This is a genomic window from Streptococcus suis, assembly GCF_002960625.1.
In the GTDB taxonomy this organism is placed as follows: domain Bacteria; phylum Bacillota; class Bacilli; order Lactobacillales; family Streptococcaceae; genus Streptococcus; species Streptococcus suis_T.
Map to the genome: position 1 here is coordinate 14,796 of NZ_POJH01000030.1, position 12,628 is coordinate 27,423.

Annotated in this window: 7 protein-coding genes and 1 other annotated feature; of the genes, 3 read left to right on the forward strand and 4 right to left on the reverse strand. The window is 39.4% G+C overall.

What is annotated here, in order from left to right; all coding sequences use genetic code 11:
* Positions 1–8 precede the first annotated feature (8 nt).
* Entirely contained in the window at positions 9–2,633 is a 2,625-nt protein-coding gene (locus C1G49_RS06050) for an SEC10/PgrA surface exclusion domain-containing protein (protein ID WP_105124985.1), read from the forward strand.
* Positions 2,634–3,116: 483 nt separating this feature from the next.
* Here C1G49_RS06050 and C1G49_RS06055 read toward each other — a convergent pair whose 3' ends face one another.
* The 3 genes from C1G49_RS06055 to C1G49_RS06065 all read right to left on the reverse strand — a co-directional run bounded on the left by C1G49_RS06055 (position 3,117) and on the right by C1G49_RS06065 (position 8,280).
* A complete protein-coding gene (locus tag C1G49_RS06055; protein WP_105124986.1) occupies positions 3,117–5,684 on the reverse strand; it encodes a YfhO family protein in 2,568 nt (855 codons plus the stop codon).
* A 36-nt stretch (positions 5,685–5,720) separates the two neighbouring features.
* On the reverse strand, positions 5,721–7,343 hold the full coding sequence (locus C1G49_RS06060) for an ABC-F family ATP-binding cassette domain-containing protein (protein ID WP_105124987.1): 1,623 nt from the start codon (positions 7,341–7,343) through the stop codon (positions 5,721–5,723).
* Positions 7,344–7,407: 64 nt separating this feature from the next.
* Entirely contained in the window at positions 7,408–8,280 is an 873-nt protein-coding gene (locus tag C1G49_RS06065) for a YitT family protein (RefSeq protein ID WP_105124988.1), read from the reverse strand.
* 102 nt (positions 8,281–8,382) lie between these two features.
* Positions 8,383–8,586: a binding site (T-box leader), on the forward strand.
* Between the two features lie 54 nt (positions 8,587–8,640).
* Between C1G49_RS06065 and trpS the strand changes: the two genes are divergently transcribed.
* Positions 8,641–9,666 carry a tryptophan--tRNA ligase gene (trpS, locus tag C1G49_RS06070; RefSeq protein WP_105124989.1) on the forward strand — a complete coding sequence of 342 codons (1,026 nt, stop codon included), beginning with the start codon at positions 8,641–8,643 and terminating at the stop codon, positions 9,664–9,666.
* Between the two features lie 229 nt (positions 9,667–9,895).
* On the forward strand, positions 9,896–11,377 hold the full coding sequence (gene guaB, locus C1G49_RS06075) for an IMP dehydrogenase (protein WP_105124990.1): 1,482 nt from the start codon (positions 9,896–9,898) through the stop codon (positions 11,375–11,377).
* A 154-nt stretch (positions 11,378–11,531) separates the two neighbouring features.
* Here the strand turns inward: guaB and recF are convergent, their stop codons facing one another.
* Positions 11,532–12,626 carry a DNA replication/repair protein RecF gene (gene recF, locus C1G49_RS06080; RefSeq protein WP_105124991.1) on the reverse strand — a complete coding sequence of 365 codons (1,095 nt, stop codon included), beginning with the start codon at positions 12,624–12,626 and terminating at the stop codon, positions 11,532–11,534.
* Positions 12,627–12,628: the final 2 nt, after the last annotated feature.

The following is a 12,628-nucleotide window of genomic DNA, read 5'->3' on the forward strand; positions in this document are numbered from 1 at the left end:
GAGGTTTTATGACAAAACAAAATAATAAATTGCAGACTAAAGGTTCTATCCGTAAACTTCGCACAGGTGCAGTGGTTTCAACGCTTGCTACCTCGGTCATTTTTGGTTCAGCAGTTTCGGCTGAAGAGGTTGCTACTCAAGAAGTTGCTACGTCTACTGAGTCTGTTGTAGTTTCAGAAGATGTTGCTCAACCTGTTGAGGTAACTCAAGCTGATGTTGACACGGCTCAAGTTCAAGTTACTGAGCTTACAAACCAAGTGACAGCTCAAGAGGGTGTTGTTGCTCAGGTTTCTGCTCAAGTTGAAGATTTGTCTGCTGTGACGCCAGAGGTCGTTGCTGAATTGGAAACAGCTACAGTTAAGGCTGAAGAAACAGTTGTTCAAGCAGAAACTAATGTAGCTACTGCTGAACAGTCAGTTACTCCAGCTCAAGAGGTTGTAACTACTCAGGAGGGTATCGTTGCCGAGGCAGAAAAAGCTGTTGAGGTTGTAAATACAACTGTTGCGAATGCAGAGAAAGCTGTAACTGATGCTCAAGCTGAGGTTGATGGGTTAAAAAACATTGACGAAACGCTTACTCAAGCCCAAGCTACTGTTGTAGCTGATGAGAAAGCCGTTGAGGTTGCAACTACTCAGGTCGATACTATTAAGGTTGCCGAGCAAGACAAGGCTCAAGCTATCTCCACTCAAGAGGGTATCGTTGCTGAAGCTAAGTCTACCGTAGACACTAAATCTCAAGCTCTTGCTACAGCTAAGTCTGAGTTGGTTACTGCAACAAATAAAGTCACTGAAACTAAGTCTACATTGGATGCTTTGACTGCTCAATCTACAGGCGAGGAAACTCAGTTGACTATTCCTATTTCTGCCGAGTATGTAAACACTCTTAAAGCGTACATTGCAGGTGGTAGTCGTAGTACAGAGCTTTCAAATCGCTTGAAAGAGTTGGGTGCTGAGGCTTTCGCTCAGTTTGGAGTTAACATCAACAGCTTTGATGGTAACTACAGTAAATTTATAGATACTGACTGGGTGCTGAAGTTTTCAGATTCAGACAAGTCACGCAAGGTTAACGTAGCTAACCTAACAGATTCTCAACGTGCTGAGTTGACCGATTATTACCTTACTCTTATCAAACCTATTCGTGAAGCTCTAGGGGTATCTGAGTATAAGACCTCAGACAAAATGAATGAGATTGCTTCACGTTATGAAAGTTCCGTAAATACAAGTATTTATGGTCACGATATGTCTGCACAGTTTAAGGTTGCTAGAGAGTTCGGTCTACGAGGGTTGTCTGAGAACCTTGGTTTCCCATCTTCAGATGATGGTGTGGAAACGATGGCTACACTCAAGCGTGACATTTTCGGTCAAGTTATGCAAATGCTTTACGATGACTCACACGCTAATTGGGGTCACGCAGTGAACATTACTAAGGATGAGTTTAACTATACTACAGTTAGCGTCACTGACAGCACTATCAACCCAGCTTACGATGTAGCACGTAAGGTGTACTTCATCTCTGCTCGTGGCGTAGACATGGCAAAACTCCAAGACACAAACGTCCGCACAGCTCCTGCGTCTGCAACTGACACACGTGCAACAGCCTTATCTAACGCTAAAACAGCCTACAACACAGCTTTGGCTCAACAAACTACTGCAAGTCAAAAGGTTACTGCTGTTGAGTTTGAGTTGCAAAATGCACAGTTTGCTTATAACTCTGCTAAAGCTGAACTTGACCGTTTGAAGTCAGGTACCTCTAACCTTGCAGATGCTGAACGCACTCTTGCAGATGCAACAGCTCGATTGAATGCAAGCCGTCAAAAATTGGTTGAGGTTCAAGCTACCTACAACAACCTGAAAGCAAAAGAAGAAGAAGCTAAACAAACCTTGGCTGACGCTCAAAAGGCTCTTGAGAATGCTGAGGTTACTCAAGCTCAAGCGGTTGCTCGTTTAGATTCTGAGAAAGTTACTCTTGCAACTCTTAAGGGCAAGTTAGCTACTGCTCAGGGTGTCTTGGACAAAGCACGCTCTACCTACGCTGAAGCCGTCAAGGTACGTGATGATTTGAAAGCTAAGTTGAACAATGCACGCAATGCAGGTACCTTGTTGGCTCAAGCTAAGGCTGACTTGGAGGTTGCTGAAACTCGTTTGGTCGAGTTGAAGGGTATCCTAGGTCAAGCTGAAGCAAATCTTACCTACTTGAAGTCACTTCTTCCAATCACTTCTAAAGGTGAGCCTGCTTACCACGAGTTACCAGCTCTTGAAATTCCAAAAGAATTGCTAGATGAGGCTGACGGTAAGGTTGAAGTTAAAGTTGACCGTAAAGTTGACGGTAAGGTTGACGGTAAAGTTAACGGTAAGGTTGGTACTAAGGTTGACACTAAGGTTGACACTAAGGTTGATACTAAGGTTGACGGTAAGGTTGATGCTCCTGTGGTTGCTAATACAACTACTAAGGTTGACAGCTCTGTTCCTGTTCCAGCTCCTGCAGTTGCACCTCAAACTGAGCCTGCTAAGGTTGCAGTTGAGTACAACACGTTACCTGCTACAGGAGAAACTGAAAATATCATGTTGTATATCGGAATCGGTCTACTTGGTTTGGCTGGTTTAAGTAAAAAAATAAAAGAACAATTTAATTAAGATAACTAAAAAATCTTCTTACATATTGTAGGAAGATTTTTTGGATTCCTAAAAATTTCAGAAAGACTACGCTATTCTAACAATTTTTAGGAATGTTAATAGAATTTTAAATTTTTTAGTTACTCCGAAATGCTTCTTTGTCAAAACTTGGTCAGACTGTATTATTATAAAAATTCTGCATAATTTAGGGGATACATAAATATTTTATAAAATTTCATGTGGTCAAAATTTGGTCAAATTCCTTCTTTTCATTACTCCATAGATAAGTGACAAACCCTTGATTATCGCTATTTTTGTTATCTATTTTAACTTATTTTAACGTACAATTATCTGTTGGCGGAGTAGATAAAGCATAGGAAACCTTGAGAAATCAAGGTTTTATTTTTTTAAAGTAGCATTGCTACTCTTTGTCAAATGGGTCAACCCACTACAGTTGACAAAGAGCCAAAATTTATAGTAAATGAAAACCTCTCAGTAATCTATCTATACTGGGAGGTTTTTATTGTACTTATTTCGAAAGATTTGGTAGCTAATAAACAGGCCAAGGGCGGAGAATGAGATTATTAAACCTAAGTAAAAACCTTGAGGTGTAAAGGTAAGAATTACTTGTGATTGCCCAGGTTTGACATCAACTTTCATAAAACCACTTTGCGCTTTTTGAATACTTACTGGTTCCCCATCAATTGTTGCAGACCATCCTTTATCGTAGGGTAGGGTTAAAAGAAGCGAAGCTTCATTTTCTGTTTCAAAGTCAATAGTGACCGTGTTTCCTTCTGTTTTGGTTGCGACTTTCTTTTCTTTTAGAATAGAAGCAGCTTCTTTGAAAGCAAGTAAGTCGATACGATAAAACTGTGGTTTATCGAAGGAAACTTGATTATTTTCAGGGAAGTGAATGTCAACCTTTACTACCTGTTCTTCAGGGAAATCACCAACATTAAAGAATGAAAAAGCATTATCTAATGTAAACTCAGTTGACTGATTATTGACAGAGATGACAACTTTCTTATGGTTCTCATTTGAGAACGTTATTTTTGGTAAATTAAGATAGACTTGACTATTTGCAGGCACTGTTAATGTATAACTAACTTTAGCACTCGTTTCCTCATTTGCTTTATTAACAGTGATACGATTTCCTAATTCAGTCGCATATTGAGATGAAGTGATTGGAATGCTGTAGTAATATTTATGGTTTACACCAGATAGCTGATTGAGGAAATTTGTTTGATTATCAAGTGTGAGGTTTGTAAACTTTACATCCTTGTAAACTTGGTTGGTGAGAATAGCTAGACCTTGATTAAAGCTATTTTCATAGAGATTGATTGTATCGGAACTTTTATAAAGTGAAAAACCAAATTTATTTGGATCAAGAGTTGCTAGATTGTATTTTATGCCAAACAGACTATCAGCAATGATGGTATTATTTTGATAGCGGAGGTTAAGATTGGTCCCATCTGAACGGAAACCTAATTTATCAAGGACGGAGCTAGAAGCTCTATTGCGAATAGAAGAGAATTGAGAAATACCATTGTAGTTGTACTTCATACTATCATTGCCTGTTTGTGGTAACAATCTTTCAGTTCTGTAGAAAGCAGTATTATCAGACTTTGCTAACTTGACAAGTTTGTCAATATCTGTCAACTTTTCCTCGTAGTTGGAGCGACTTGGGAAATGCCATTCCTCAGATAATCCTTGTACTTGATAGTGAGTATGGATACCGATTTCAAATAAGCCAAAGAATAGGAAAATAGTAGCAGATAGCTTTCGATTCAAAAGGATCCAAAATAGGGCAATGTAAAGAATTAGAAATTCAACTGTCAATAAAAAATTTACATCTTGTAAGAATTCATAGTTCTGCTTAAATAGATAAGTTAGTAGAAAACCTAGTAATATAACCGAGATGCTTCCATAGAGGCTTTTAATAGAAACTTGCTTTAATCGTATAATTGTTTCTGCAGCTAGGTAGATAAGGATAGTCGATAAGACCCATGCGTAACGATAGAGAAACATGTTTGGAGCATGCATCCCTTGCCAGAATAGATTGAGAGGCTGTAAATAGAAACTGGCTAAGATGGTTATTAGCAACAGTCCATAGGACAATTTTACTTGCCATCTTATGTCTTTCAAAGTAAAGAATAGGATAGTCAATAAAAGTGGCAGTAACCCTACATAAATCATGGGAATAGAACCAAATTTTGTTGTGTCAAAACTACCGACTAAATTTTTTGCAAAGAAATCAAAATACCAGGAGTCTTCCGTTTTTAGATTGACAATCTTTGTAAAGGTTTCACCGTGCGTTTTCAAATCTAGATAGGTAGGAAGTAGCATAAACATACTACTTAGTGCTGATAAAATTGACACAACTGTAAAGTTTATAAATATTTTTATCCTGTTTTTTTCTAACCAAGATAATTGAACAAGTGCCCACAGTGCTAGAAAAATGGCAGCCATATAGCCAAAGTAGTAGTTTTGAACAAACAAGCAAGTTAAGGCTATATAGTAAATAACCTGATTTTTTCCTTCTACCAATCGTTGTAAACCTAAAAGTATGATTGGAATAAGAATAAAGACATCTAGCCAGCTATTGATTTCTAATTGACTGGTAGAAAAGCTCATCAATGAGTAGGAAGTGGAAAGAAGAAGTGCCCAGGAAGGTTCAAGTTTTTTATGTATCCCTTTCAGGCTAAAATAGGTTGACAAACCTATCAATCCAAACTTGACAACAGTGACAAGATAGAGTGCATCTGGCATGGATTGTAAATCAAAGAAGAACACAATAGGTGATAGAAAGGAACCTAGATAGTAAGAGGATAAGGCATAGAAATTTAGGCCTAATCCACTTGTAAAGGTATAAAAAAGAGAACCATCACCGTGTAAAGTATTGCGTAACGTTTGATTAAAAATGACATATTGATGGAAGCCATCGCTAGCCAAAATGGTTGTATCACTTCCCCACCAAATGCCTTGAAAAGCTAGGAAAAGGGAAATAATTCCTAGAGGAATCAAAAAAGATAGGAGGTAATAGGTAGATTTTTTTGTAAATATTTTTCTCATATATTTAAAAGAAAAGGCGAGTAAATCGCCTTTTTATTATGCTTTCCAAAGTTCTTGTACTTTTGCTTGTACTTCAGCATTTTCCAAGAATTCGTCATAGGTTTCGTCAATGCGGTCAATCACGCCATTTTTAGAGATAACAATGATGTGGTTTGCTAAAGTTTGAATAAATTCATGGTCGTGGCTGGCAAAGATGATGGACTCTTTGAAGGCTTTCAAACCATCGTTTAGACTGGAAATAGATTCCAAGTCTAAGTGGTTGGTCGGGTCATCCAATACCAAGACATTTGATTTGAGGAGCATAAGTTTAGACAGCATCACGCGCACCTTTTCGCCTCCTGACAAGACATTGACAGGTTTGTTCACTTCATCGCCAGAGAAGAGCATACGGCCCAAGAAACCACGCAAGAAGGTATTGTCATCTTCTTCCTTGCTAGCAAATTGACGGAGCCAGTCTAGGATGGATTCGTTGGTGTCAAAATCACGGCTGTTGTCTTTTGGTAGGTAAGATTGACTGGTAGTGACACCCCACTTGACAGTACCTTCGTATTCGATATCTCCCATAAGAGCACGAATGAGGGCAGTTGTTTGGATGTCGTTTTGGCCAATGAGGGCCGTCTTATCACCTGGACGTAGGATAAAGCTGATATTGTCCAAAATGGTTTCACCGTCGATGACAACTTTTAAGTTCTCAACTGTCAAGAGGTCATTACCTATTTCACGTTCAGATTTGAAGTTGATAAATGGGTATTTACGGCTAGAAGGGATAATTTCTTCCAACTCAATTTTATCCAACATCTTTTTACGAGAGGTTGCTTGTTTAGACTTTGAGGCATTGGCAGAGAAGCGGGCAACGAATTCTTGCAATTCTTTGATTTTTTCTTCTGCTTTTGCGTTACGGTCTGCTTGCAAACGAGCAGCTAATTCACTGGATTGTTTCCAGAAGTCGTAGTTACCAACGAAAATCTTGATTTTACCGAAGTCAAGGTCGGCCATATGGGTACATACTTTGTTGAGGAAGTGACGATCGTGGGATACAACGATAACTGTATTTTCAAAGTCAATCAAGAAATCTTCCAACCAGTTGATGGATTGAATGTCCAAACCGTTGGTCGGCTCGTCCAAGAGAAGCACATCAGGTTTACCAAAGAGGGCCTTAGCCAAGAGAACTTTAACCTTCTCACCGTTGGTCAATTCGCTCATGTTTTGGTAGTGAAGGTCTTCTGAAATATTAAGGTTTTGGAGCAATTGTGAAGCTTCACTTTCTGCTTCCCAGCCACCAAGTTCAGCAAATTCACCTTCTAATTCAGCAGCACGGACACCATCTTCATCAGAAAAATCTTCTTTCATGTAGATGGCATCTTTTTCTTTCATGATGCTGTAAAGTTGCTCATTTCCCATGATAACGACGTCAATCACGCGCTCATCTTCGTAGTCGAAATGGTTCTGACGAAGAACAGATAGACGCTCGTCTGGTCCAAGGGAGATATGGCCTGTTGAAGGCTCAATGTCACCTGCAAGGATTTTCAAGAATGTAGATTTACCAGCACCGTTGGCACCAATTAAACCGTAGGTATTTCCAGCTGTAAATTTAATATTGACATCATCAAATAATTTGCGGTCGCTAAAGCGAAGCGACACATCAGATACTGTAAGCATAGTTTCTCCTCTATTTCTGTCTATTAGTTTAATTGTACTAGAAAGAACTTGAATTTTCAATGAATTACATTGGAATTAAAATATCTTCATCGTAATGTTTATGGTCTTTTTGTAAGCTAAAACCACGTCCACGAACTTGACTGGCAGGCATAACAACCATAAAAGCAGCTTCATCGATTTCTAGTATAGCTGTTTCCAATTTTTGCATCTCTGGAATAGAGATGGTAGTCATCAACATACGCTTGTCAACACCTGTAAATCCTCCGACAACAGGAAACTCTGTTACACCACGATCTGCCACCTTTGTGATGTAGTCTTTGATTTGGTTAGATTTATGGGAAATAATCATGACATTCCGTGAGGATTGACTTCCAGACATCATACGGTTGACAATGTAAGTAATAGTCATGAGGGCAATAATCGAATGCATGACAGTATCTGGATCAAAAGCGATGAAACCAAGTCCAACGATGATGCCATCAATAATGGCCATTGTTACTCCCAACGACAAAGGAGTGTATTTATGGATAAATTGAATAAGGATACCTGTACCACCGGTAGATGAGTTTCCAAGAAAGACAAGTCCAAGCCCAAACCCAAGGATAATCCCACCAAAAATAGCAGCAAGTAAAGGATTATCTGTCAAGTTTGGTAAACCAGCTGTCAACTTGATGCAAAACGGATAAATTAAGGAGCCGTAAACGGTTTTGACAAAGACAGATTTCCCTAGAAAAATCCAACAAATAATGAGTAAGGGAATATTGCAATAGAGGACAAAATCGGCAGGGTTCCAGCCGAACAGGGCATTGAGAGCGATAGCAAGTCCTCCTACTCCCCCAGAAACGATATTATTTTCTAAAAATAGACTGTTAAAACCGATAGCCATAACGATGGAACCAAGGGTCACATAAGCAAAATCTTTAATCCGTTCTTTCATTATTTCTCCTTCTTTGATTTCATAGAATGCAATTTATATTATCCCTAAAATCTAGCTTATCGTCAAGGCTTGGAAGTATTGACTTTCTAATTTTTAAGAGGTATAATGGTATTCAATCAGAAGAGTAGGTAATCTTCCATTTTTAGAGAGCTTGTGGTTGCTGCGAACAGGTAATGGTGATTGGTGAATGGACTGATTTTACAAGGAATTCGAACCAATAAGGATTCGGCTAGCAGGCCTTATGTGCATTAAGATAGGAGCAGTTGCTCTTAAGTAAGGTGGCACCGTGTCCAAGACGCCCTTGCACAGTTTTTTCTGTGTGGGGCTTTTTCTATGAACTTTATCAGATGAGGTGAACTGATGACCAAACCAATTATTTTGACAGGAGATCGTCCAACAGGTAAACTCCATATCGGCCACTATGTTGGCTCTTTGAAAAATCGTGTCCTACTGCAAAATGCTGGACAGCACGAGCTTTTTGTATTTTTGGCTGACCAGCAAGCTCTGACAGACCATGCTAAAGAGCCACAAAAGATTATCGAGTCAGTTGGTAATGTGGCACTAGACTATCTAGCAGCGGGTCTAGATCCAGCTAAGACAACTATTTTCATTCAAAGTCAAATTCCTGAATTAGCAGAATTGACAATGTACTACATGAACTTGGTATCTGTTGCTCGTTTGGAACGCAATCCGACAGTGAAGACGGAGATTGCTCAGAAGGGATTTGGCGAAGGAATTCCAGCTGGTTTCTTGGTCTATCCTGTATCACAAGCGGCGGACATTACAGCCTTTAAGGCAAATTTTGTCCCTGTTGGAAATGACCAGAAACCGATGATTGAGCAGACCCGTGAAATCGTTCGTAGCTTTAACCATGCTTATCAGACGGATATTTTGGTGGAGCCAGAGGGCATCTATCCTGAAAATGAGGCAGCTGGTCGCTTGCCAGGTTTGGACGGTAATGCCAAGATGTCTAAGTCACTTGGAAATGGGATTTACTTGGCAGATGACATGGATACACTCAAAAAGAAAGTCATGTCCATGTACACAGATCCAAACCACATTCGTGTAGAAGACCCAGGTAAGATTGAAGGAAATATGGTTTTCCACTATCTTGATGTTTTCGGACGTGAAGAAGATAAGGCTGAGATTGAGGCGATGAAGGAGCATTACCAGCGTGGTGGCTTGGGTGATGTGAAAACCAAACGCTATCTTCTTGACATTTTAGAACGGGAACTGGGACCAATCCGTGAGCGTCGAATCGAGTTTGCCAAAGACATGGGGCAAGTCTATGCTATGTTAGAAGCAGGCAGCCAAAAAGCTCGTCAGGTCGCAGCTACTACCCTTGATCAAGTCAAAGGGGCTATGGGAATTAACTACTTTAAATAAGGTTAACGATGGAAGAGCAATGTTTAAAAAACGTTGCTTTTTTCATTTGTTTTATAATAAAGTAAAAACCAAACGTTCGAATTTCTAAAAGGAAGTGGTAAAGAATTTTCTGAATTTTTATTATTCCCTGTTTTAATGCGAATAATATTTGACAAATGATTTCAAAATGTTATCATAAATAAAATAATTGTAGCGATAGCTAGTAACAAAAAAAGAAAAGAGGAAGAAAATGTCAAACTGGGACACTAAATTTTTGAAAAAAGGCTTTACCTTTGATGATGTATTACTTATTCCGGCTGAAAGTCATGTATTGCCACATGATATTGATTTAAAAACGCAATTAGCACCAAATTTGACCCTTAATCTTCCGATTATTTCTGCTGCCATGGATACTGTAACAGATAGCAAAATGGCTATTGCTATGGCACGTGCAGGTGGCTTGGGTGTTATCCATAAGAATATGTCTATTGCAGAACAGGCTGAAGAAGTGCGTAAGGTAAAACGTTCTGAAAATGGTGTCATTATTGATCCATTCTTCTTAACTCCAGAGCATACCATCGCTGAAGCTGAAAAGTTGATGGGCACTTATCGCATTTCAGGTGTGCCGATTGTAGAAACGATGGAAAACCGTAAGTTAGTTGGGATTATCACCAACCGCGATATGCGCTTTATCTCAGACTACTCACAACCAATTTCTACCAATATGACCAGTGACGGCTTGGTAACAGCGCCAGTTGGAACAGATTTAGCGACTGCTGAAGCTATTCTTCACAAACATCGTATTGAAAAATTGCCACTGATCGATGAAAATGGTCGTTTGTCAGGTTTGATTACTATCAAGGATATTGAAAAAGTGATTGAGTTCCCAAATGCTGCCAAGGATGAATTTGGTCGTCTTTTGGTTGCGGGTGCTGTGGGCGTTACTTCTGATACCTTTGAACGTGCTGAAGCTCTCTTTGAAGCAGGTGCAGATGCGATTGTCATCGATACAGCTCATGGTCATTCAGCTGGTGTTTTGCGTAAGATCAAAGAAATCCGCGAACACTTCCCAACTCGTACCTTGATTGCCGGCAACATTGCCACAGCTGAAGGTGCACGTGCCCTTTATGAGGCTGGTGTTGATGTTGTCAAGGTCGGTATTGGTCCAGGTTCAATCTGTACCACTCGCGTTATCGCAGGTGTCGGCGTACCGCAAGTGACAGCTATTTACGATGCGGCAGGTGTTGCTCGTGAATATGGTAAAACCATCATTGCTGATGGTGGTATCAAGTATTCAGGTGACATTGTCAAGGCTCTTGCAGCTGGTGGTCATGCTGTCATGCTTGGCTCTATGTTCGCTGGAACGGATGAAGCACCAGGTGAAACAGAAATCTTCCAAGGTCGTAAGTTCAAGACCTATCGTGGCATGGGCTCTATTGCAGCCATGAAACAAGGTTCAAAAGACCGTTACTTCCAAGCATCTGTCAATGAAGCCAACAAGCTTGTTCCAGAAGGAATTGAAGGACGTGTGGCCTATAAAGGATCTGTTGCAGATATGATTTTCCAAATGGTTGGCGGACTTCGCTCAGGTATGGGCTATGTAGGTGCGGGTAATTTGACTGAATTACATGAAAATGCTCAATTCATCGAAATGTCGGGTGCTGGTTTGAAAGAAAGCCATCCACACGATGTTCAAATTACAAATGAAGCTCCAAACTATTCAGTACAATAAGAATAAGACCCTGATTGACAGGGTCTTTACTGTTTTGTAAACGTAGTTGACAAAGTTGTAATTTTTTTAGTTCTATGTGAAGAGTTGCAACTACAATTGGAGTTAGGAAAAGCCAGTTTACGAAGTAATAAAAAGTAACTGAATATAAAATCAGTTACTTGCTTTCAACGATAGTGCCAGACTGGATATGAAAGATTTTTAAACTATCTGGTAGCTTATGTAAATGGTCCAAAGATGTTGTAGTGATAAAGGTTTGAATAGTATCTGTAATGGTTTCTAGTAGTTTGATTTGTCGATTGTTATCTAGCTCACTCATAACATCGTCTAAAAGTAGAATTGGGTATTCTCTAGTAATTTCCTTCATCAGTTCGATTTCAGCAAGTTTGAGCGACAAAACAAGACTACGATGTTGTCCCTGGCTACCATAATGAGCATTCATACCATTTATGAAGAAGGCAATATCATCACGATGCGGACCAACACCTGTATTTTTTTTGAATAGGTCACGTTTACGGGATTTTTCTATTTCTGTCAATAATGTGTCAATTAAGTTGTCAGTATTTGTAAAGTGTATAGAAGATTGATATTCGATGGTTAATTTTTCTTTTTGATCAGAGATTTCCTGAACTTTTTTATTTCCAAATTCCTCTAGTTTTTTAAGGAAATCAAGCCTATGTTGAATAACTCGACTGCCGAATTCAGCAAGCTGGAGATCAAGTACTGATAGAAAGGTTTCGTCGATCTTATCAGTTGATTTTAGATAGGCATTGCGTTGCTTGAGAGTATGGTTGTAGTTAGTCAAGTCAGCAAGATAGAGTGGCTTGATTTGCCCTAATTCGACATCAATGAACTTTCTTCTCAAAGCAGGGGCACCTTTAATCAGCTGTAAATCTTCAGGGGCGAAGAGAACAACATTCATGTGGCCGATATAGTTGGAAAGCTTGGCTTGTTTGAGATGGTTGACCTTGGTTATCCGTCCCTTTTCTGTCAACTGTATGTCAAGTGGAACTTTACCATTTGTCCGATGGAGTAAACCGGATATGGTCAATTCCTTTTCTTGAAATTGTAGTAAATCCTTGTCTGTTCGGGTACGGTGGCTGCGTGTCAAGGCTAAAAAATAGATAGCTTCTAAAATATTGGTTTTACCTTGGGCATTCTCACCCAAAAAGACATTAAGCCCCTTGTTGAACTCAATATCTTGTTGACTGTAATTGCGAAAGTGCCGTAATGCTAATGTTTCAAGCCACATTT